We start from the raw sequence: 23,938 nt of genomic DNA on the forward strand, positions 1-23,938 counted from the left end.
TCAACATACTGACTAAATTTACATTAATTTAGTCAACACACTGACTAAATTTACATTTTTTTATTACATTTGTATTTGAATTCTAAAGAAATTGAAATGTTAAATTACTATAAAAGAGCCGTTTTAGCAGAATTTCACAAAAAGGTGTTACCAAACAAAGTATTGATTTTATTAGGGGCTAGACGTGTTGGAAAAACGGATTTGATTAAAAATTATCTCAAGTCAATCCCAACAGAAACGTATTTGCAATTAAATGGAGAAGATAAAAACAATGTGAATCTGCTAAAAGAACGATCGGTTAGTAACTACAAACGTCTTTTGGCAAACGTAAATTTGTTAGTTATTGATGAAGCTCAAAACATTCCAGATATAGGAATGGTTTTGAAATTGATTGTCGATTCAATTGAGGGTATAAAAATTATTGCAACAGGATCATCAGTTTTTGATCTATCCAACAATTTAGGCGAGCCTTTAGTAGGAAGAAAAAATACCATGTATTTATTTCCATTAGCACAAATGGAGTTTTGTGAAAAAGAAAATTATAAAGAAACCATTGAAAATCTTGAGCAAAGATTACTATTTGGAAGTTATCCCGAACTTGAACAGTATGATGATTGGGAAAGTAAGGAAGATTATATAGCCGAAATTATAAACTCCTATTTATTAAAAGATATCTTAATTTTTGAAGGCATCAAACATTCTAATAAAGTCTATGATTTATTGCGTTTAATTGCATTTCAAATCGGGCAAGAAGTTTCATTACTAGAACTAGCAACACAATTGCAAATTTCCAAAAACACCGTTGCTAATTATTTAGACTTACTTGCTAAAGTTTTTGTTTTGTTTAAAGTAGAAGGTTTTAGCCGTAATCTTCGAAAAGAGGTGGTAAAATCCTCTCGATGGTATTTCTACGACAATGGCATTAGAAATGGTATTATAAATAATTTTAATAAAATTGAAAACCGCAACGACATAGGCGGACTTTGGGAAAATTATTTAGCCTCAGAAAGAATAAAAAAACAGCATTACGAAAAAACAAGAACCAACAATTATTTTTGGCGCACCTACGATCAACAAGAATTGGATTGGTTGGAAGAAAAAGGCGATAACTTGGCAGGTTTTGAATTCAAATGGAATGAAAACCGAAAAGTTAAAATCCCTACCGCTTTTGCAAAAGCGTATCCAGAAGCCACTTTTGAAATTATTAATAAGCAGAATTATTTAGAATTTATAACGTAAACACATTGGAAACAAATGTTTTGACACAAATGTCGTAAACATGTCGTAAAAAAACCGTAAAACAAAATATTTAATGCTATCTAATTTTGAAGAAATTTTAAAAACTATATTATGGAAACTATTGGATCAAAAATTTCAAAAATTAGAAAGCAAAAAGGAATGACTCAAGAAGAGCTTTCAGATTTATCAAAAATCAATTTAAGAACATTACAACGAATTGAAAAAGACGAAAATGAACCAAGAGGAAATACATTAAAACAAATTTGTGAGGCACTAAAAATCCCAATTGAAGAGCTTGTTGATTATGGAAAAATTGAAGATTCTTTCTATTTATTTTTTTTACATTTTTCAGTACTTTCTGTGATAATTATCCCTCTCGGAAATATCATTTTTCCTTTAATTCTATGGATTAATAAAAAAGATAGTATTTATGATGTTAACAAACAAGGAAAGAATATTCTTAATTTTCAAATAGTATTTTCTTTTGTTAATACTTTTATTTTTGGTATTTCAATGTATTACGCTTTTACTTCTCACAAACCAGAAATTTTATTTATTATTTACTTCTCATTAATTATATTAAATGTAATCTTTGCTTTATTTTGTGCAATTTCAGTATTAAAAAGAAAAATCAAATTATTTTACCCAAATCCAATAAAGTTTGTTAAATAATAAATCATTAAAGAAATATAAAATTATTAATAAAAATGACCAACATAAATTTCATCCAAACCCAAGTAAACACAACACCTAAAAACATTGAAGCAACTTTAAAATTGCTAAATGAAGATTGTACTATTCCGTTTATTTCTCGTTATAGAAAAGACCAAACAGGCAATTTGGATGAGGTTCAAATTGAAAACATTTCCAAACTTTCCAAGCAATTTGCAGAAATAGAAAAACGCAAAGAAAGCATTCTGAAAACTATTGAAGAACAAGGGCAACTTTCACCAGAATTAAAGGCAAGAATTGAGAAAAGTTTTGATTTGCAGGAAATAGAAGATTTGTATTTGCCGTATAAAAAGAAGAAAAAAACCCGTGCCGACGTTGCACGTGAAAACGGATTAGAACCTTTGGCAAATTTAATTTTATTACAAAGAAATGACGATGTAGATTTCTTGGCAACCCAATATATAAACAAAAACGTTAGTAACGAAGACGGAGCCCTACAAGGTGCAAGAGACATTGTTGCCGAATGGATTAATGAGAATATTGCAGTTCGTCAAAGTTTGCGAAGATTATATACTAGAAAAGCAATTATAGAAGTTAAAGTTGTAAAAAAGAAAGCCGAAGAAGAAGCCGCTCAAAAATTCTCTCAATATTTTGATTGGGCCGAACCATTAGCCAAAGCACCTTCCCATAGATTATTAGCAATGCTTCGTGCAGAAAACGAAGGTTTTGTTAAAATTAAAATCGAAATAGATCTTGAAGAAACCTACGATTTAATTGATGGAATTGTCATCAAAAACAGCAACAGTCCATCCATTTCGCATGTGCAACTTGCTATTGAAGACAGCTATAAACGACTGCTTCACCCAGCTATTTCTAATGAAACGCTGCAAGAAGCCAAAGCCAAAGCAGATAAAACCGCTATTGATGTTTTTGCCAGTAATTTAGGTCAATTATTGTTGGCACCACCCTTGGGAGAAAAACGAATTTTAGCCATCGATCCTGGTTTTAGAAGTGGTTGCAAAATAGTTTGCCTTGACGAAAAAGGCGATTTATTATACAACGAAACCATCTATCCGCACCAGCCACAGAACGAAAATTCTATGGCAATGAAGAAAATAAAATCGATGGTAAATGCTTACAACATTGAAGCGATTTCCATCGGAAACGGAACGGCCTCAAGAGAAACCGAATTTTTTATTAAAAAAATCTCCTTTGACAAACCCGTTCAAGTTTTTGTGGTTTCCGAAGCAGGAGCCTCGGTATATTCGGCAAGTAAAATTGCGCGCGATGAATTCCCAAATTACGATGTAACCGTTCGAGGTTCGGTTTCTATTGGAAGACGACTTTCCGACCCATTGGCAGAGTTAGTAAAAATTGACGCTAAGTCAATAGGAGTGGGGCAATACCAACACGATGTAGACCAAACTAAATTGAAAGAAGAACTAGATACCGTGGTGGTTCGCTGTGTGAATTCGGTGGGAATAAATATCAATACGGCTAGTAAATCGTTGTTGAGTTATGTGAGTGGAATAGGGGAGAAGACCGCCGAAAATATAGTTTTATTTCGTTCCGAAAATGGTCCGTTTGAAGATCGAAAACAATTAAAAAAAGTGCCGCGTTTAGGAGATAAAGCCTACCAACAGGCGGCAGCATTTATCCGAATTAAAGATGGAAAAAATCCGCTAGACAATTCGGCAGTGCATCCAGAAGCGTATCCTGTCATAGAAAAAATGGCTATGAATTTAAAAATTTCCGTTAACGAATTGATTGCCAATAAAGAGAAAATCACTTTATTACAACCTGAAAATTACGTTACCGAAACCATCGGAATATTAGGAATAAAAGACATTTTAAAAGAATTAGTAAAACCGGGATTAGACCCAAGAAAAGCAGCCAAAGTTTTTGAATTTGATCCCAATGTAAAGACGATAAAAGACGTTCGAACCGGCATGATTTTACCAGGAATTGTAAACAACATTACAGCCTTTGGATGTTTTGTAGATATAGGTGTAAAAGAAAGTGGCTTAGTTCATATTTCACAACTCAAAGCCGGTTTTGTTTCCGATGTGAATGAAGTGGTGAAATTACACCAACACGTTCAAGTAAAAGTAGTTGCCGTAGATGAAGAGAGGAAACGAATTCAGTTGACGATGGTGTTATAACTTATAACGCAACTGCAATAACAATCTATTTTCGGTAAAACTATTTTGAGTTTTAAACGACTGGGTATTATCGTATTTATTTACGAAAACTAAATTGTTTGATTTTCCGGAACTGAAATTTATTCCTACCGAAATATGTTTTGTAAGTTCATGGTGCAATTCGACCAAATAACCAACTTGTATGGCTTGTGCTTTGTAAATTTGAGTTTCATCAAGCGATAAAGGCAAACTTCCAGACGAGCCTTTGAAAGCTGCTTTGTAATTGCTAACACTAGCAAACAATCCTATTGAAGGTGTAAATTTCTTTATTTTGTAATAGAATTGAATTGGAATTTGCATTTGAAAATGTTTGTTTTCAACAGATTGAAATAGTTTTGGTTGATTATTTTCTGTAAAATAATAACCATTCAGAGCGCTATCATTTTGCGAAGCATCAAACGAAAACGGACTTGTAAAATACAATCCGTCAAAACCAAATCCAACGAAAAAATTAGGATTAAAAAGTTGCTTCTTAATCCAAATTCCTAAACCAGAACCTATGTTTGTTGGCGCATTTAATTCTTTAAACAAACTATTATTTGCTATTCCGAGCAGTAATTTTCCGCCAAAAAACCAACTTTTTATATGTTCTTTCGGTTTTATTTTTGGCAAAATAATATTGGTTGAATCCACTTGAATTTGAATTTTCTTGCCGTTTTTCGTTATTTCTAATTTATCCTTTTCGTTATTTTCGCCTTTTGTAAAAATAACATTTTCGAGTTTTAGTTCATTTAGAGATTTTTCAATATAAATCGTGTCGTGAACAATGACTTCTTCATAAACATAAACGGTGTCCACTTTTTTTTCTTGAGAAAAAGCAACACTTGTAAACAATAAAAAAAGAAGCAAAATTTTATTTGGTAACATAAATAGTATCGCGTTTTATAATTTGTTTTTTGATAACAATAACTTTAGGTTTTTCGGCTTTTACCGAATCCTTTTTCACTGCTACAATTGCTTTTTTATCTTCTTTTGAAATGCGATTTTGAATAGTGTTTTTGTCTTTTTTAGTTGAAATTATTCTGTTGGAAATAACTTTTTCAGCAACTTTTTTTTGTGATACCAATTCGGTTTTAATGGAATCAATTTTTGTTGTAATTGATGGATTAGTATTGTTTTCTAATTTATTTTCAATTACAATTTCATTTAGCTTTTGTGTTGAATTATTGGTTTTTGAATCAGTAATAAAAAAATAAAATCCAATACCAAACGAAGCAATAAAACCAACACTAAATACTAAAATTTTATAAATTGAAACTGTTTTTGGTAAACCAACAAATTGATTAGGAACAGCCACTTTTTTTGGTAACAGCGAAAGTGGTTTTTGAGTTACAATTTCAAAATCTAAAAATTTAGATTTGAAGAAATTAGCAAACATTCTATTTTCAAGACCAAAAAATAATAAGAAAGCAATGCGACGTTTCTTTTTTTCATCAAAGGTTTTTTCTTTTAATTTTTCAAATAAATAAACTTGAATGGCTTTTCTAGCTCTAGACAAATTAGACTTTGAAGTTCCAACCGAAATGGCCAATATTTGAGAAATTTCGTTATGCGAAAATTGATCAATAACATACATATTGAAAACCGATTTATGATGTTCAGGCAAACTATCAATAGCTTCCAAAATATCGTTTCGGTCGATATCGGATGCCAAAATAGCACTTTTATTATCTAGTTCTAATGTGTTCATAAGTGTTGAATTATCAACCAAATCAAAATCTGAAGTTGAGAAATTTATTTTTTTTGTTTCTTTAAGATAATGAATCGCCATATTAATCACGATTCTGCTCAACCAACCATTTAAAGCATTGGCATCTTTAAGTGTATTTTCTTTTTGAATGGCAACAATAAAAGAATCTTGCACAATATCTTCGGCAGCGGCATTATCTTTAATATACCTACGACAAATCCCCAAGAGTTTTGGGGAAATGTTGGTATAAGTTTCGTTCCAGTTTATGGTGCTCATAGATTAGTTTTGGACGACTGTAATGGTATTAAATTTTCCATCACTTATAAAAACTTGCAAAGAATTTACATCATTAATGTATAAAATATCAGTTGTTCCAAAATCTCCCTCACTTTTTAGTATATATTTATTATCATTTAAAACTACAAAATCTTTATAAAACGAAAAAAATGATGATGAATTGATAACGGTATTATTTTTATAAATATTTGAACCGTCTGAAATATATAAATTATCATTATCGAAAAGCAACTTAAAAGCATTTGAAATAGATGTGATGTTTGATTCTGTTCCGGTAGTTAGATTTTTGTAATAAACAGAATTTGTGGTATAATTTGTTCCATAAACATATACTTGATTATCTTTTACTGTAATATCTTTTAACAGAACCCCAACTGGAACAGTTTGAAAAACCCCATTAACAAAAACCCCATGGCAATTATTAAAACAATTAGATTTATTTCCAATAACATAAACATTATTGTTTACAACCTTGATTTTTGATTTAAATGTTGGATTTGTTGCAATGTCAATCACTGTTTTATTTCCATTTTTCCAATAAACTAAATCATAAATTTCAGCAGTAATTAATGGATTTTTTGTATATCCGACAAAATACACATCGTCTCCAACTACGTCCATTCCTGTTATAGTTCTTACAAATTGTGCAGGAGTATTAAATGTTTCAGTCAAGTTTGTAGCTACATTATTTTTCCAGTGCATAAACTGTGTTGTCCAATTGTCCAATTGCTTTTTACCAAAAACATGAATATTTCCATTTGAAACCATTAATGTATCGGCTTCACAACCAATACCATTATTTAATAATACTTCTTGATTATTCTTCCAATAAGCTGCTTGACTGTTTTTCTGCCCAACAACATAAACATCAACGGGATTTGCTGTTGGAGTGTTGTCTAAAATGTCAGAACTACACGAAATTTGTATAAAGGTTATTAGCGCTAATAGGGCAATTATGATCTTTTTCATAACAATAAAAGTTTTGGTTAATATACTTCATTTTATAATAAGAGCCAAAAAAGCAAAAAGGTTGCAGTAAAAAGCAAAAAAAATCCAAACATGATAATTATTGAAATTTGTATCAACATCAAAAAGCAATAAAACGACGCAATTATATTAATTTCCGTCAACAAACTGACGCAATTATATTAATTTCCGTCATTATGTTGACGGAAATAAATTTTTTATTTATATTTGCTTAAATATTTTTACTTATGGAAATAGCTAGAGTTGCATTAGAATTGATTAATAAAAAGTTACAACCGAACAAAGTTGTGGTGCTTTTGGGTGCAAGACGAGTTGGAAAAACAATATTAATTGAAAAAGTAATCGAAAGTTTAAATGAAAAATATCTTTTCCTTAATGGCGACGATGTTGAATCTCATAATTTATTAGAATCACAAAGCACGGCGAATTTTAATAGACTACTTGGCGATACAAGATTTTTAATTATAGACGAAGCGCAAGAAATACCAAATATTGGCAAGAAATTAAAATTAATGGTTGATACTATTCCTGATCTAAAGGTTTTAGTAACGGGATCATCGGCATTTGAAATTAATAATCAAATAGGTGAACCATTAGTGGGTAGAATGAAAACTATAAATTTATATCCAATTGCTCAAATAGAATTTTCAAAAACAGAAAATTATCTAGAAACCAGGAACAATCTAGAAGATAGATTGATTTTTGGAAGTTATCCAGAATTGAGCAAAATGGTTAATAGAGAAGATAAAATTAGTTACCTAAAAGAAATTGTAAACACGCAATTATTAAGAGATATATTTGCGTTTGAAGGCATAAAAAAAAGAGATAAAATTATTGCTTTGCTTCAAATTATTGCTTTTAGAACAGGAAGTGAAATATCCTTGGAAAGTATTGGCCGCGATTTACAAATTAGTAAAAATACTGTAGAAAAATACCTTGATTTATTTAGTAAAGTATTTATAATTTACAGTGTATCAGGATTTAGCAAAAACAGAGATAATGAAATAACTAAAATGAAAAAGTGGTATTTTGTTGATAACGGAATTAGAAATGCAATTATCAATTCATTTAATCCATTGAATATGAGAGAAGATGTAGGTAAGTTGTGGGAAAATTATCTAAATTCGGAAAGAATAAAAAAGCTAAGTTACCAAGAAAATCAAGTTTTAGATTATTTTTGGAGAACACACACCAGACAAGAAATGGATAGATTAGAAGTTAAAAATGAACAAATAGCAGCATTTGAATATAAATACGGAAAATCAAAATCAAAAATACCAACAGAATTTGCAAAATCTTATCCAGATGCAACTTTTGAAATTATCAATCAAGATAATTACTTAGATTATATTTTATAAAAAAAAATAAAATTCCAAACTCCAAATAGTATATCTTGGAATTTGGAATTTTAAAATTGGAATTTAAAGAAAACTTATTCTTTAGTTTCTTCTTCTTTTTTAGAATTTGCAGGTTGCTCGTCTTTAGAAGCGTTTTTAAATTCTTTAAGACCAGTTCCTAAACCTTTCATTAATTCTGGAATTTTTTTACCTCCAAAAAGAAGTAAAACCACCGCCAATATTAGTAAAATATGTCCTGGAGTAAGTTCTAAAAATATGGTTAAAAAGTTCATAATGTTACTTATTAAAAGTTATAATATGCAAATGTAGAAAATATTTAATTAGTGTAACAACTATTTAGCGTTAAAGAACAGTAAAAACACAAGTTTGGTTTAGAACTAATTTCTATATTTGTATAATAATCAAAAATATGTCAGATAATCGTCTAAAGAAAGAGCAATTAAAGAAGCAACTTTTCACCAAGAATCGTTTGGTTATTTTGAACGAAGATACTTTTGAAGAAATATTTTCGTTGAAACTTACTTTAATGAATGTTTTTGTAGTCGCATCCATTGGCGCTATTTTGATTATCACAGTGACCACTTTCATTATTGCTTTCACGCCGTTACGCGAGTACATTCCGGGATATACTTCCACAAAACTTAAAAAAGACGCTACCGAATTAGCTCTAAAATCCGACTCTCTAGAATTTGCTATCAAGAAAAACGAAATCTATTTACAATCCATCCAAAAGGTTTTAAACGGAAATTTACAATACGCCAAAGTCAATAAAGATTCTATTTTGGCACTATCGGTAGACACTTTGCCTGATTTGCAATTGACCGCCACCGAATCGGAATTAAAACTAAGAAAAGAAGTTACCGACGAAGAAAACAAGGCCAAAGAAAAATCGAAACCATCCAAACCAAAAAAATAAACTTTGCGACTTAGCGTCTTTGTAGCAAAACTAGCGTCTTATTTCTATGTCAATAAAATCCTTTGCAGCCCAACTATTTGCAAAAATAATTCACCACAAAACCCAAAAATGGGCCTCCAATCCTGTTGCCACGCAGCAAAAAGTTTTGGAAGATTTAATTGGTCAAGCAAAAAACACGCAGTTTGGACAAGACCATCATTTTTCAGAAATAAAAACTGCAGAAAATTTTGCAAAGCAAGTACCAATTCGGGATTACGAAGAACTAAAGCCGTATGTAGACCGCGTGGTGCAAGGAGAAGAAAACGTTCTCTGGAAAGGAAAACCAATTTATTTTGCTAAAACCTCCGGGACCACTTCGGGCGCCAAATACATCCCACTTACTAAAGAATCGATGCCGTTTCATATTCAAGCCGCTAGAAACGCCATCTTAAATTACATTCACGAAACCGGCAAAGCCGATTTTGTAAACGGCAAAATGATTTTCCTACAAGGAAGTCCCATTTTAGAAGAAAAAAATGGCATTCAACTCGGGAGACTTTCCGGAATTGTAGCCCATTTTGTACCTAAATATTTGCAAAAAAATCGCTTACCAAGTTGGGAAACCAATTGTATTGAAGATTGGGAAACCAAGGTCGATGCCATTGTAGAAGAAACCATCCACGAAGATATGGCTGTGATTTCGGGAATTCCGTCCTGGGTACAAATGTATTTTGAAAAACTGCAACAAAAAGGAGGGAAGCCGGTTGGAGAAATCTTCCAAAACTTTAATTTGTTTATTTACGGAGGCGTAAATTTTGAACCCTACCGTTCCAAATTTGAAAATCTTATTGGCCGCAAAGTAGATGCTATAGAATTATTTCCTGCATCCGAAGGATTTTTCGCTTACCAAGATTCCCAAAAAGAGAAAGGAATGTTATTGCTTTTAAACTCCGGAATTTTCTATGAATTTGTAAAGTCCGACGAGTTTTTCAACCCAAACCCCAAACGCTATACCATTGGCGAAGTAGAATTAAATGTCAATTATGTTTTAATAATTTCTACCAACGCCGGACTTTGGGCTTATAACATTGGCGACACGGTGCAATTTACCAGTTTGAAACCCTATCGGGTTATTGTTTCGGGCAGAATCAAGCACTACATTTCTGCTTTTGGCGAGCACGTTATTGGCAAAGAAGTCGAGCACGCATTGCAAGAAGCCATGATCGACACCACTATTCGCGTAAACGAATTTACGGTGGCACCACAAATTGCCCCCAAAACCGGATTGCCCTACCACGAATGGTTCATAGAATTTGAAAACGAACCCAATAATTTGGACGAATTTGCGTTAGCCATTGACGATGCTATGCGAAAACAAAATGTATATTACGACGATTTAATTGTAGGAAAAGTATTACAAACAGTAAAAATCACCAAAGTTTCCAAAAACGGATTTCAAGAATACATGAAATCCATCGGAAAATTAGGCGGACAAAATAAATTACCACGATTATCTAATGATAGAACAATTGCAGATCAATTATCCTAAAAGGTTTTTTTAAACCTGTTAGGTATAAATAATAAATAAAATTAGAAGCGAATGGCTAGGGCATTTTCGATAATCGCAATTCCTGCTTTCCGTTACAATCTTTTTCAACTCCGACAGAGTTCAAAACTCTGTCGGAGTTAAAAAAGGATTTCCACTGCAATCAGGGCTATTTAGTAAACTTTAAACAAGAAATGAAAATTACAATCACGCTTTTATTAGTATTCACTAATCTACTTTCTGCCCAAATAAAAGGCGTCGTTAAAGACAGCATTACCGGGAAACCAATTCCGTATGCTAACATTTGGGTAGAAAACGAAAACATCGGCGCAAGCACCGAAGAAAACGGGGAGTTTGTTATTAACGCAAATCCAAACAAAAATTTGATTTTCTCGGCCTTGGGATATCAAAAGAAAACCCTAAAAGCATCCCAAGCACAAGAAGTGAAGTTGGCTTCCAAATCCTATCAACTGGATGATGTGGTTATTTTAAAAAAATTTGAAAGCAAAATAATTGAAATCGGCAAAAGTAAAAATGCCATTTACCAAGCATTTGATAATGGCCCAAGAATTGACGTGAAATATTTCCCGTATTTTATTCGATACAAAAAAACCAAATTCATTAAGCAAGTTACTGTGGAAACCGATAGTAAAATAGAGGCTGCCACGGTTAAAATTCATTTTTATAGTGTAGATGCTAATGGCTTCCCGGGAGAGGAATTACTAACCAAAGATTTTGTGGTTACGGTGCCCAACGGAGTAGTAAAAAATATTTTTAATGTATCCGACTTTAATTTGCGAATGCCCAAAAAAGGACTTTTTGTAGGCTTTGAAAAACTAATCATCGAAAAAAATAAATCGGAAACTACCATTACGAATTACAATACCAATGTAACTTCTACCAAAAAATCCTATTCGCCATTTGTGCTATACAATTTAGAAGAACGAGATTTTCTTTTCACCTTTTCTGGCGGAAAATGGAACAAAGAAATCCACTATGATAGTGCGAATGTCCCAATAAAAAGGATGGTTTATGAACCAGCAATAAACCTTATTCTAACCAATTAAACTAGAAATGCCTATATTTGCAGGTTAGATAATAAAAACAAATGAAAGAAATCAAAAACATTTCGCGTTCTAGAGCGCAAGAATCGTCGGCGGCTATCGAACGATTGTACATTACCATGAGACATTTATTCAACAGAGGTTTTTACAAACCAATGGGTGTTTCTGGAGAAACTTTAAGAGAAGCATTATTAGCGCTTCGACCAGAAATTTATGGCAGTATTGCCGAAGAAAAAGTAGAACTTAGTGGGCTATTGTATGTAATAGAGCGACTTCCGGTAGGAATTGAAGAATGTCGTTATATCAATCTAACTTCGGATGAAGGCTACTCAAAATCGCATTTTCAAGCAATTATTCCTCCTAAAAGAAGAAGAAATTGTTACCGTATAGACGAAGAACAAATGAATGTAGAAATCACCCGCGGGCGATCCGACATTTATGATATTTTAACCCATTTAACCTTTATTTTTATTGAATCCCATAAAATTAAAGACCGCGTTTTACTGGACGAAAGCAATGAAGTAACTCGCGATTGGTTGAAATTAGAACAAGCAGCTTTACAAACAAAGAAGCTTACTCAAATAGATAAAGAAAAAGCAATATCGCATACTTCTAATGTATTGGGAAGAAGTTTTTCGGAAGTTTTAGATATTTACGATGCCTTTGGAACTACCGAAAAACCAGACCGCTTTTTACATGTAATTTATTGGTTAGGAAAATTAGCAATCGAAGAAGCATTAGATAATAATAAACGAACCATCACTTTTAGTCCTATTTTAAGAGAACGACTAGGGCACCATATTCATGGAGAGATTTGGGCAACCAACATCAAAGAAGTGTTAAGTGAAAACAATTTACTAGAAAGACCTATTCACGTTATCAGCGCCAACATGCACTCGGTGATGAATTCTATTTTTGCAACCCAGGTTTTAGGAGTAAAATACAAAGGAAAATCGGAATATGATATTTATGAAGATTTAAGCGCATCGGGAAATAAAGAGTTGCGAAATAAAGTAGAAACCTTTGCTTTACAACACGGAATGATTTCTTTGCCAGACCAATCCGGAACCAATATTGACGTTCAAATATTTGATACCGCCAAAATTGACTGGGCAAAATCGAGTTTTTCTAAAGCACAAATAAAAGGTGAAAACCCTGTTATTATTGTAATGGATTATGCCTTTGGAGAACAAGCGTATGAAACTATTGACGAACTTTTGAAGCCGTTTAAAAAAGATAAAAACACTTTTTTTATAAATGTAGAATCGGTTTCCATTATGGGAAAAGCTGGAATTCTTCAAGGAGGAAAAGGCGATATTATGATTCCTAATGCACATATAAATGAAGGAACTGCCGATAATTATTCTTTTGAAAACGAACTAACTGCTATAATGTTCGACGGAAACGATATTCCAGTTTTTGCAGGACCAATGGTTACCGTTTTAGGAACATCCCTACAAAATAAAGATTTGTTGAAATTCTTCCACGAATCTACTTGGGGAGCAATCGGACTTGAAATGGAAGGGTCTTATTATCAAAAAGCAATTCAAAGTGCTTCTAAAATTAGAAAAAGCATCAATCCAAATGTGAAAGTTAGATATGCATACTATGCTTCGGATAATCCTTTAGAAACCGGAAGCACTTTAGCTTCTGGAGGACTAGGAACCACAGGTGTAAAACCAACGTATTTAATTACAATTAAAATATTAGAGCAAATTTTTAACGTAAAATAATTTATTTGATGAGTACAAATTCTCAACCCAATAACGAAAATCAAGAAATTGATTTATCCCAAATTTCTAAAAAATTTAGCGGTTTTTTTGAAAAAATTGCTATTAAAACATTTAATGGAATTCTCTTTATTAGAAGAAATTCAATAACAATTGCAGCCTTGTTTATTTTAGGTATTGTTTTAGGATATTTTATGGATAAATCCGAAAAAAGGTACGACAACCAAATAATTGTCACGCCTAACTTTTCAACTTCCGATTATTTATATTCTAAAATAGATTTAATTAATTCAAAAGTTAATGAAGAAGATACTTTATTTTTAAAAAATGTTGTAGGAATAAAGGACGCGAAAAAATTCACAGGCATAAAAATTGAACCAATAACGGATATTTATACTTTTATTGGAGGAAATCCAGTGAATTTTGAATTTGTTAAATTGTTAGCAGAAGGCGGAGATCTTAAAAAAATAGTTGATGATAAATTAACTAGTAAAAATTATTTGTATCACAACATTTCTTATATTACAACTCGTCCAACAGATGAGAAAAAAACAGTGAAACCTATTTTGGATTTTTTAAATAATTCAGAATATTATAAAAAAATACAGAAAGAGTATATTAATAATATTAAAATAAAAATAGTAGAAAATGATTCCACTATCACCCAAATTAATGGAGTTTTAAACAGTTTTTCTAGTACTTTAAATGGAGCTCAGAAAAGTGATAAGTTGGTATATTATAATGATAACACGCAGTTAAACGAAGTAATAAAAACTAAAAATGAGTTAATTTTAGAGCAAGGAGTTCATAAAATTGAATTATTAAATTTAGATAAAATTATTAAAGAAAGCAGTGCAACTTTAAATATTAAAAATACGAAAGGACTTAACGGAAAAATGAAATTAGTCTTACCGTTTTTATTTGTTTTTATCTTTTTCCTTTTTGGATTTTTTAGATCCTATTATAAAAACCAATTAGCAAAAACCCAAAAATAATTAGTTATGAAAGGAATTATTTTAGCAGGAGGTTCTGGCACCAGATTGCATCCGTTAACAATAGCCGTTAGTAAACAATTGATGCCAATATATAATAAACCAATGATTTATTATCCGTTGGCAACTTTAATGTGGGCAGGAATTAAAGAAATATTAATTATTTCTACTCCCCACGATTTACCTCTTTTTAGAACGTTACTTGGTGACGGGAAAAAATATGGTTGCCGATTCGAATATGAAGTGCAAGAAAACCCAAACGGACTTGCAGAAGCTTTTATTATCGGAAAAGAATTTATCGGAAAAGATAAAGTTGCGCTGGTATTAGGCGATAATATCTTTTACGGAACAGGCTTAGCCGATTTACTTCAAGCCAATAACGACCCGGATGGCGGAATTATTTATGCCTACCACGTGCACGATCCAGAACGTTATGGCGTAGTAGATTTTGACAAGCATGGTAAAGTGCTTTCTATTGAAGAAAAACCAGCCGCGCCAAAATCTAATTATGCGGTTCCTGGAATTTATTTTTATGATAATGATGTGGTAGAAATTGCATCTAATATAAAACCAAGTCATCGTGGAGAAATAGAAATCACCGATGTTAACAAAGAATATTTACTAAGAGGCAAACTTAAAGTGAGTATTTTAGATAGAGGAACCGCTTGGTTTGACACGGGAACTTTTAATTCTTTAATGCAAGCATCACAGTTTGTTCAAGTTATTGAAGAACGACAAGGTTTAAAAATAGGTTCCATAGAAGAAGCCGCTTTTAGAATGGGCTTTATTGATAACGCACAACTTAAAGCGCTTGCTGAACCATTATTAAAAAGTGGTTACGGCACCCAATTAATAGATATTTCAAACGAAGAATAGTATTTTAGTTTTTTTTATATGAAGTTTATACCCACCAAACTAGAAGGATGTTTTATTATAGAGCCCAAAATTATCCAAGATGATAGAGGGTATTTCATGGAAAGTTTCAATGAAAACACTTTTCAAAACGGCATAGGAAAACAGGTCCATTTTGTTCAAGATAACCAATCTTTTTCTTCCAAAGGAGTTTTGCGAGGATTGCACTACCAAACTGGGGAACACGCTCAGGCAAAATTGGTTCGTGTTTTACAAGGAGAAGTTTTAGATATTGCTGTGGATATCCGGCCAGGTTCTAGTACTTATGGCCAACATGTTTCGGTAGTACTGACGGGAGAAAATCAAACCCAATTCTTTGTTCCAAAAGGATTTGCTCACGGATTTTTAGTATTGAGTGAAACGGCAACCTTCTTTTACAAATGCGATAATTTTTATAATAAAGAAAGTGAAGGTGGATTGATGTACAATGATCCAACATTAAATATAGATTGGCAATTTCCAACTTCCGAATTGCTAATTTCAGAAAAAGATCAAGTATTACCAACCCTAGAAAACGCTAAAAAAGTATGGTAGTTTTAGTAACAGGAGCTAGCGGACAATTAGGTCAAGCTATTCAATTTATTTCTGGAAATTATCCTCAAATAGATTTTGTTTTTTGTTCTTCTTCCGATTTAGAGATAACCAATAAAGAAAATTGCAAAGAAGTTTTTGCTAAATTTCAACCTAATTTTTGCATTAACGCAGCGGCTTATACAGCAGTTGACAAAGCAGAAAGCGAACCCGAAAAAGCACATTTAATAAATGTAGTAGGAGCAAGGAATCTTGCCGAAGTTTGTAAAGAAACCAATGCAACGTTACTTCATGTTTCTACTGATTTTGTTTTTGACGGAAACAATACGAAACCATATAACGAAGAAGACCTTCCAAATCCAACAGGAGTTTACGGACAAACTAAATTAGATGGTGAAAAAGCCATTCAAGAAATTTTAGAACAGCATTTTATCTTAAGAACCTCTTGGGTATATTCGCAATTTGCCAATAATTTTATGAAAACCATGTTGCGATTGGCTTCCGAAAGGGATACATTATCGGTAGTAAACGACCAAATAGGCACGCCAACTAACGCAGTAGATTTGGCGGAAGCACTAATTACAATGTTAATCAAAACCTACAACCTACAATCTACAACCCACAACCTTTTCGGGATTTACAACTTCTCTAACGAAGGCCAATGTAGTTGGTACGATTTTGCCGCTAAAATTTTTGAATTAAATAAAATTTCTATAAATTTAGTACCCATTCCTTCCACAAGTTTTCCTACACCAGCAAAAAGACCCGCTTATAGTGTTTTGGATAAAAGCAAAATAAAAGCTGCTTTTGGTATAGACATTAAAGGTTGGGAAGAAAGCTTAAATAAAACAAAATAATTTAACAGATTGTAGTTAAATTCTTTATAATCTTTATTATTGAAAACTAAAAACCATTACGTTTACCGCTTTAAATAATTAAAAGACTTCTACTTGAAAAATCAAATTATTCTTATTGGATTTCTACTTTTCAATTTTGCTCTTGCTTTCAGTCAAAAGACAAGCAAGATTGTAATTGAAAATTCTGATTTTGCAGGCATTAATGAAATAGAAATGCCCAATGCAACATTACTAACTGGGAATGTTAGAGTTAGTCATGATGGTGTTGTAATGACGTGCAATAAAGCCTATTATTTTAAAGATGAAAACTATATAAAAGCATTTGGAGAAGTAGAAATGGTGCAAGGCGACACCTTATATTTGAATAGCAAATATGCCGAATACAATGGGAATGTTAAGAAAGCCTTTGCATCAGGAAATGTGGTAATGCATTCTCCAGAATCTACCATGTCAACCGATACCATTAATTTTGACAGAAACACCCAAGAAGCTTTTTTTACCAATCATGGTACCATTATCAACAAGAATAATACGTTAAAAAGTAAAGCCGGAAAATATTTTGTAAAAGAAAAAAAATACCAATTTTTAACTTCGGTAGTATTAACCAATCCAGAATATACTATAAAATCCAATCATCTAGATTATTATACCGCTCAAGGTGATTCTTATTTGAAAGGACCATCTACGATAACGGGAAAAGACAACTTTATTTATACCGAAAACGGCTATTATAACAGTAAGAAGAACAGTGGTAATTTTAAAAAGAAATCCTATATAAAATACAAAGACCGATTGATAGAAGGAGACAGTTTGTATTACGACCGAAAAAAAGAATTTGCATCAGGAACCAACAATGTAAAAATCACCGATTCCATTAATAAGGCAATAATTAAAGGGCATTATGGTGAGGTTTATAAAAATAAAGATTCATTATACATTACCAAACACGCCTCTATTCGATATAAAATTGAAAACGATTCGATGTTTATTTCTGCTAAAAAAATTATAGTTACCGGAAAAACAGGAGAAAGATTAGTTATAGGCCAAAAAAATGTAAGATTTTTTAAAACCGATTTAAGCGGAAAATGCGATTCTATTCATTCCGATCAAAAGGTTGCGCTTACCAAACTGATTGGAAAACCCATTCTTTGGAATTTTGAAAGCCAAATGACTGGGGATGTCATGCACCTTATCGGAAACAACAAAACCGAAAAACTGGACTCCCTCAAGATCCTCAATAACACTTTTATAATATCCAAAGACACTATTGGAACTGGCTACAATCAAATAAAGGGTTTAAATCTTTACGGAAAATTTAAAGAAAATAAACTTTATGAAGCCGATGTTGTAAAAAATACGGAAGTAGTTTATTTTATGCGAAACGACAAGAACGAACTAATAGGCATCAATAAAAACGTCAGTAGTCGCATCAACATGACTATGGACGACAAGAGTAAAGTAGACACTATTACTTTTTTTGATACGGTAGATGGCGATATTTATCCCGATAAAGATTTGCCTGAAAATGCCCGAAAACTTCGAGGTTTTGTTTGGCGCGGTGACGAACGAATAAAAAGCAAAGAAGAAATATATCCACCCGATGAGGTAGAATTAGATAAAAAAATTGTCGAGTCCGGCCAAAAGGAGTATCAAGACAGTAAATTAAAACAAGAAGAAGCCCAAGCAAGGTTAGATATTTCGGGAATTAAGATTAAAGACAAAACAAATGGTAATGGATTTGCAAGTAATTTAGAAATATTTGAAAATAAAGACAATGTTATAAAAGTCTCTGGATGGGCCTATTTCAGAAATCAATCACCAGATCAAACAAGGATAATTTTATACTTAATTAAAGATGGGGTAACTACAATACTTCAAGTTCAAAAGGTGGTTAGACCCGATGTCACTTCTTATTTTAAATTAGATTATAATGTGGACAACTGTGGTTATGATGCCACTTTGAATATTAAAAATCTAAAAAAAGGCCTCTATAAATTAGGAGTTTTCCTTAAAAATGACACCACAGGTAAAGAAGGATTACTGATAACCGATAAAACAATAGTTAAATAAAATTTATTTTTATAATTTTACAATCCCTTTTCTCATACAAATTTCCCTACACCAAATAAAAGTTTTTTATAGATTATTTATAATAAGCAAAATATAAAATGTTTAGCATTGAAGTTTTAGGGTAAGAAGAAAGTTTAAATAAAATTAAAAAATGGATATATCAGAATTTTCGAGATTAGAAAATAAAAGTAATTACAATAGGCATCCCTGGGAAACTTCACGAAAGAATGTTTTACATACTTTTTTAAAAAAATCTGGAATAAAATTTCCTATTGATAGAGTGGTTGATATAGGAAGCGGAGACTCCTACGTTATTCATACTTTATTAGAAAAAGACTACGCAAAAGAATATTTTGCTATTGATACGGCATATACTTCCGAAGTAATTGCACAGTTAAAAAGCAATAACAAGAATAGCAGTGTTATTTATCTTCAAAGTTTAAAAGAATATGAAGAAAATTATCCAACAGATAAAGCAACACTTTTTTTATGTATGGATGTTTTAGAACATGTTGAAGACGAAAAAATAATTTTAGATTTTCTTAAACCAAGTCCAACCAATAACAATTATTATTTTTTTGCTGTACCAGCTTTCCAGTCTGTATTTTCTAGCCACGATGTTTTGTTGGGACATTATAGAAGATATACCCTCCCACAATTAAATAGTTTATTGGTACAAAATCAATTTAGTATTATTGACAAAGGTTATTATTTTACAACATTATTGTTTTTTAGAAGGGTAGAAAAATTTTTAAAGAAAGATAAAGAAGCATCCATAGATAATTGGGAAGCCGGAAAATTCAAAACCGCATTAATCAACACAATGTTAAAAGTTGATTTTCAAATAAGTCTATTTTTTAATAAACTTGGAATTACTATTCCAGGACTTTCATGTTATTGTTTATGCAAAAAGTAGCCATTATCATTCCATGTTATAATGAAGCAAAACGGCTAGATTATAAAAATATAGAACCGTTACTTTTAAATTCCGATATGGATGTTTATTTTGCTAATGATGGAAGCAAAGACACTACAGTTGACATTATCAACTCCATTATTAAAAACCATCCACAACGATTACATTTAATTAATTTTACTGAAAATTCTGGTAAAGCTAGCACTATTTTTAAAGCAATAAATCAGATTCACCAGCAAGATAAATACGATTTTATAGGTTATTTTGACGCCGATTTTTCAACACCATCTTATGAAATCATTAGATTAGTAGATGAAATAATCAAGCGAAAATGTGAATTTTTGATTGGTTCTAGAATATTATTACTGAATTCAGGAATACAACGAAAATACTACCGACACGTCATAGGAAGGGTAATAATCACATTAATCAACTTAAAATTTAAGTTAGGAATTTATGACACCCAATGTGGATCCAAACTATTTTCTAAAAAAATAATACCAAAAGTATTTAATAAACCATTTCATACTTCATGGATTTTTGACGTTGAAATTTTTATTAGACTTCAAAAGCAAAATCTATTAATTCACGGAATTGAAATTCCAATTTATAATTGGAAAGATGTTGATGGTTCCAAATTAGGATGGAAAACAGGATTTAAGATTTTAAAAGAATTATATTTATTAAATAAAAAATATTAAAAAATGAAGTTATTTAATTGGTTGAAAGAGAATAAAATTTTAATGATTTTAATTTTTATAGGAACGGTTCTTCGTTTTTATAAAATAGATTTTCAAAGCCCATGGATTGATGAAATTTTTACTTTAACCAACACAGGTAAAGAAAAATCATTTAAAGAAATTTATTATTTCTTAAAAGAAAATGATCCACATCCTCCATTATATTATTACATAATACATATTGTTAATCTATTTTTTGATACTACTTCCTTAGTAGCAAGAGCAGTTTCTGCTGTATTTGGCGTTGCTGGGCTATTCGCAATTTACTATTTGGCTCAAGAATTATTCAATAAAAAAGTTGGTATTATAGCAGTTGCATTATTATCTATAAATTACTTCCACATTTATTATTCACAAGAGGCAAGGATGTATTCTTTGTTGTTTTTAACAACAACACTTTCCTTTTATTTTTTAATAAAATTCATAAAAAAGCCAACCATTAAAGCGGTTATCCTCCATGCTATTTTTGCGTTATTAATGATTTACTCTCACTTTTTCGCGCTCTTTACCTTGTTTTCTCAATACATTATATTATTAATTTTTATTGTAAAGCCCTTTAATGTTGAAAGAAAAAAAATGTTGATTTATTCTATTATTTCAGGAATAATAACTTTGCTGCTTTATATACCATCAGTTAGTATTTTTATTAAAAACACCAAAAGGACCTCTACTTGGATTCCATTGCCAACTGTAGATGTTTATACTCAAATATTCAAAGAATTTTTCGGACAATCAGAGGTTATTATTTTCTTTGTTTTGATACTATTCATGTACTACTTGTTTATACTTTTCGATAAAAAGAGTAAAATAAATTTAGAAATTAATCCAAACGAAGAAAAGCAAATTTTTAGTTTTTTAGTTTTATTTATCTGGATAATAATTACACTTATACTTCCGCTAATAAGTTCGTATGTAAAATTACCCATGTTAATAAGCAGGTATTTCATTAATATTCTTCCGGCAATAATACTATTAATAGCAATTGGAATTTATTACATAAAAAGTAACATAGTAAAATTATCTATCCTTTCCATTTTCTTTATTTTTTCAGTAACAGACGTTATAATTGTAAAAAGCTATTATAGTAATGTAAATAAATCCCAATTTAGAGAGGCAACTAATTTCATTATAAAAAATAATAAAAACAAAGAAAAAGTGGTAACTAGTTTAGGTTTATACATGTCCTATTTTCTTAATAATGGCAACAACCACTATGATGTCATTGAAAAGCCATTAGATGTTTATATTTCTGAAATTCAACAAGATACTATTCACCTAAAACCATTTTGGTATATTGATGGATTTGGAAACGATTATAAACCAAACGATGCCTCAACAAGTTTCATCAATAAATATTATTATATTGATAATAACTATGACGGCTTTCAAGCTTGGACAAAACATTTTGTTTTATTAAAAGAGGTACCCACCACAATTGATATATCAAAATTTAAAAACATTCAACAATATAATGGGGATGGATTTAAGTTTAATGTAGAGAGTTTCGAGAATAAAGATAATAAACTAAATTTATCTGGCTGGGCCTATTTTGATAAGCAAGAAGCATCCAATTCCGAAATTGCAATAATATTAATTAAGGACGGGAAAGGAACTAAATTAATGTCCCAAAAAGTGAATAGGCCAGATGTAACTACTTATTTTAATAGTGAATTTAACCTAGAAAATTCAGGTTTTTCATCTACTTATGATTTGTCTAAATTAGAGCCTGGAAAATACCAACTTGGTATTTACATGATTAATAAAGCAACAAATAAAGAGGGATTATGTTTGACGGATAAAACAATTGAACATTAACAATCTAAAAAGCTTATTTTTGTATTTTAAAATTAATAAATAAAAAATATTTAATAATGATATTAAGGCTACAAATTATAATTAATTTGTAGCTTTTTGTTTAGGATTAATGATATGATTAAATCAATAGTACTATTTTTTAAAAATAACAAGCCACTCAATAACCTTATTGTATATGGTGTTGGGCAAGGCTTTAATTTAATTACGCCACTATTGGTAGTGCCTTATATTGTGTCTATTTGCGGAGTTGCCAATTATGGAAAAGTAAGTATTGCAATGGCTATTTTCTTTTTTCTAATGGTTTTTATAGATTATGGATCGGATATTATTGGGGTTAAAGAAATAGCCGTTAATAGAGAAAATCCAAAACAATTAGAAAAAATATTCATTACCACTTTTAGCACCAAATTCTTATTACTACTATTAACTTTATCTGTTTCGGCATTGTTGTTTTATTTCGTTCCATTTTTTAATTCCGAAAAGACGTTATTTTTTCTTGGATTACCAATTTTAGTAGGACAATTCATCAACCCAACATGGTATTTACAAGGCATAGAGAATTTTAAATGGATAACTATACTAACCATAGTTTCCAAGTTAATATACCTATTTGGAATTTTATTTTTTATTCATCAAAAAGCCGATTATATTTTCATAAATCTTTTCTGGGGAATTGGAGCCATAGTAGCTAATGGAATCACTTTTATTTATCTAGTTAAAAAGAATTCTTTTTCTTTTCAAAACACAATAAATGAAGATGTTGTTTCGCTATTAAAAAGTAATTTTTCGCTATTTTCCTCTCAAATATTTGTATCGCTGCAAATGTACGCGCCAATAATGCTAATAGGGGTTTTAGGAAATAATTTAATGGCAGGACACTATAAAATTGTAGAGCAAATCATTGTAATTTTTAAAACCTACATTTATTTATTCTTCAACTTTGTATATCCAAGAATCTGTTATTTATTAGGTAATAATATCCAAAAAGGATTACGTTTTTGGAAAACCTACAACGGATTGAATTTTATTTTCATCCTCCTATCAATGATTGTATTGTTTTTATCTTCCGTTCAAGTGGTATCCTATTTTTCAAAATCGGATGTTGTAGAAATTAGCAATCTATTACAACTTGCCGTATTAATTCCAATTTTATTAGCTATTTCTATTCCATTCAAACAACTAGTTTTAGGGTTTAACCACCAAAAATCCTATATAAGAATTACTATGGTTATGGTAGTAGTAAATCTTTTAGCTATGATGATTGTGATTCCTTATTTCAAAATAGTTGGAGTTTTTTTAACCTTAATTGTAACAGAATTAGTTACCATTTGCATTTATTATTTTAACGTTAAGGGGAAATTCCATTTAAATAAGGCTATATAATTTTCGGAATATCTTTTAAAATTGTATTTTTGAAATCAATTCA

Annotated in this window: 21 protein-coding genes; 17 read left to right on the plus strand and 4 right to left on the minus strand. The window is 30.9% G+C overall.

Features of this window, described 5'->3' with window-relative positions; genetic code table 11:
• Positions 1-96 precede the first annotated feature (96 nt).
• The 3 genes from ACIQ2J_RS01115 to ACIQ2J_RS01125 all read left to right on the plus strand — a co-directional run bounded on the left by ACIQ2J_RS01115 (position 97) and on the right by ACIQ2J_RS01125 (position 4,073).
• Positions 97-1,239, plus strand: a complete 1,143-nt coding sequence (locus tag ACIQ2J_RS01115) for an ATP-binding protein (protein ID WP_396165664.1) — start codon at positions 97-99, stop codon at positions 1,237-1,239.
• Positions 1,240-1,350: 111 nt separating this feature from the next.
• Positions 1,351-1,911: a DUF4870 domain-containing protein gene (locus ACIQ2J_RS01120; protein ID WP_396165668.1), complete on the plus strand. Its 561-nt coding sequence runs from the start codon at positions 1,351-1,353 to the stop codon at positions 1,909-1,911.
• Between the two features lie 35 nt (positions 1,912-1,946).
• A complete protein-coding gene (locus ACIQ2J_RS01125; protein WP_396165670.1) occupies positions 1,947-4,073 on the plus strand; it encodes a Tex family protein in 2,127 nt (708 codons plus the stop codon).
• On the opposite strand, the gene ACIQ2J_RS01130 is transcribed toward ACIQ2J_RS01125, so the two are convergent.
• From ACIQ2J_RS01130 to ACIQ2J_RS01140, 3 genes are read right to left on the minus strand one after another with little or no spacing between them, the layout of a single operon-like run.
• Positions 4,068-4,979, minus strand: coding sequence for a hypothetical protein (locus ACIQ2J_RS01130; RefSeq protein ID WP_396165672.1), 912 nt, complete (start codon positions 4,977-4,979; stop codon positions 4,068-4,070). The two genes, ACIQ2J_RS01125 and ACIQ2J_RS01130, sit on opposite strands and share 6 nt — an antisense overlap.
• Positions 4,966-6,078, minus strand: coding sequence for an RNA polymerase sigma factor (locus ACIQ2J_RS01135; protein WP_396165674.1), 1,113 nt, complete (start codon positions 6,076-6,078; stop codon positions 4,966-4,968). The genes ACIQ2J_RS01130 and ACIQ2J_RS01135 overlap by 14 nt, the downstream gene beginning before the upstream one ends.
• A 3-nt stretch (positions 6,079-6,081) precedes the next feature.
• Positions 6,082-7,068 (minus strand): hypothetical protein, encoded by a 987-nt coding sequence (locus tag ACIQ2J_RS01140; RefSeq protein WP_396165676.1) that lies wholly within the window; start codon positions 7,066-7,068, stop codon positions 6,082-6,084.
• 245 nt (positions 7,069-7,313) lie between these two features.
• Between ACIQ2J_RS01140 and ACIQ2J_RS01145 the strand changes: the two genes are divergently transcribed.
• Positions 7,314-8,444, plus strand: a complete 1,131-nt coding sequence (locus tag ACIQ2J_RS01145; RefSeq protein ID WP_396165679.1) for an ATP-binding protein — start codon at positions 7,314-7,316, stop codon at positions 8,442-8,444.
• Between the two features lie 74 nt (positions 8,445-8,518).
• Here the strand turns inward: ACIQ2J_RS01145 and tatA are convergent, their stop codons facing one another.
• Positions 8,519-8,716: a twin-arginine translocase TatA/TatE family subunit gene (gene tatA, locus ACIQ2J_RS01150; RefSeq protein ID WP_396165682.1), complete on the minus strand. Its 198-nt coding sequence runs from the start codon at positions 8,714-8,716 to the stop codon at positions 8,519-8,521.
• A gap of 137 nt (positions 8,717-8,853) precedes the next feature.
• Between tatA and ACIQ2J_RS01155 the strand changes: the two genes are divergently transcribed.
• The 13 genes from ACIQ2J_RS01155 (at position 8,854) to ACIQ2J_RS01215 (ending at position 23,895) form a co-directional block, all read left to right on the plus strand.
• Positions 8,854-9,360, plus strand: a complete 507-nt coding sequence (locus ACIQ2J_RS01155; RefSeq protein WP_396165684.1) for a peptidase — start codon at positions 8,854-8,856, stop codon at positions 9,358-9,360.
• 46 nt (positions 9,361-9,406) lie between these two features.
• Positions 9,407-10,888, plus strand: a complete 1,482-nt coding sequence (locus ACIQ2J_RS01160; protein ID WP_396165686.1) for a GH3 auxin-responsive promoter family protein — start codon at positions 9,407-9,409, stop codon at positions 10,886-10,888.
• Positions 10,889-11,079: 191 nt separating this feature from the next.
• Complete coding sequence (locus ACIQ2J_RS01165; protein WP_396165689.1) at positions 11,080-11,952, plus strand: carboxypeptidase-like regulatory domain-containing protein; 873 nt, start codon at positions 11,080-11,082, stop codon at positions 11,950-11,952.
• Between the two features lie 41 nt (positions 11,953-11,993).
• Complete coding sequence (locus tag ACIQ2J_RS01170; protein WP_396165691.1) at positions 11,994-13,682, plus strand: DUF6909 family protein; 1,689 nt, start codon at positions 11,994-11,996, stop codon at positions 13,680-13,682.
• 8 nt (positions 13,683-13,690) lie between these two features.
• Positions 13,691-14,674 (plus strand): hypothetical protein, encoded by a 984-nt coding sequence (locus ACIQ2J_RS01175; RefSeq protein ID WP_396165693.1) that lies wholly within the window; start codon positions 13,691-13,693, stop codon positions 14,672-14,674.
• Positions 14,675-14,680: 6 nt separating this feature from the next.
• A complete protein-coding gene (rfbA, locus tag ACIQ2J_RS01180) occupies positions 14,681-15,547 on the plus strand; it encodes a glucose-1-phosphate thymidylyltransferase RfbA (protein ID WP_396165695.1) in 867 nt (288 codons plus the stop codon).
• An 18-nt stretch (positions 15,548-15,565) separates the two neighbouring features.
• Positions 15,566-16,117 (plus strand): dTDP-4-dehydrorhamnose 3,5-epimerase, encoded by a 552-nt coding sequence (gene rfbC, locus ACIQ2J_RS01185; RefSeq protein ID WP_396165698.1) that lies wholly within the window; start codon positions 15,566-15,568, stop codon positions 16,115-16,117.
• Positions 16,111-16,971, plus strand: a complete 861-nt coding sequence (gene rfbD, locus ACIQ2J_RS01190; RefSeq protein WP_396165700.1) for a dTDP-4-dehydrorhamnose reductase — start codon at positions 16,111-16,113, stop codon at positions 16,969-16,971. The genes rfbC and rfbD overlap by 7 nt, the downstream gene beginning before the upstream one ends.
• Positions 16,972-17,064: 93 nt before the next feature.
• On the plus strand, positions 17,065-19,041 hold the full coding sequence (locus ACIQ2J_RS01195; protein ID WP_396165702.1) for an OstA-like protein: 1,977 nt from the start codon (positions 17,065-17,067) through the stop codon (positions 19,039-19,041).
• 151 nt (positions 19,042-19,192) lie between these two features.
• On the plus strand, positions 19,193-19,957 hold the full coding sequence (locus tag ACIQ2J_RS01200) for a hypothetical protein (protein ID WP_396165704.1): 765 nt from the start codon (positions 19,193-19,195) through the stop codon (positions 19,955-19,957).
• Positions 19,945-20,658: a glycosyltransferase gene (locus tag ACIQ2J_RS01205; RefSeq protein ID WP_396165706.1), complete on the plus strand. Its 714-nt coding sequence runs from the start codon at positions 19,945-19,947 to the stop codon at positions 20,656-20,658. The genes ACIQ2J_RS01200 and ACIQ2J_RS01205 overlap by 13 nt, the downstream gene beginning before the upstream one ends.
• A 3-nt stretch (positions 20,659-20,661) precedes the next feature.
• Positions 20,662-22,512 carry a glycosyltransferase family 39 protein gene (locus ACIQ2J_RS01210; RefSeq protein WP_396165708.1) on the plus strand — a complete coding sequence of 617 codons (1,851 nt, stop codon included), beginning with the start codon at positions 20,662-20,664 and terminating at the stop codon, positions 22,510-22,512.
• Between the two features lie 114 nt (positions 22,513-22,626).
• On the plus strand, positions 22,627-23,895 hold the full coding sequence (locus ACIQ2J_RS01215; RefSeq protein ID WP_396165710.1) for an oligosaccharide flippase family protein: 1,269 nt from the start codon (positions 22,627-22,629) through the stop codon (positions 23,893-23,895).
• The last annotated feature ends 43 nt before the right edge of the window (positions 23,896-23,938 follow it).

It is taken from the genome of Flavobacterium sp., assembly GCF_044357305.1.
GTDB lineage: Bacteria > Bacteroidota > Bacteroidia > Flavobacteriales > Flavobacteriaceae > Flavobacterium.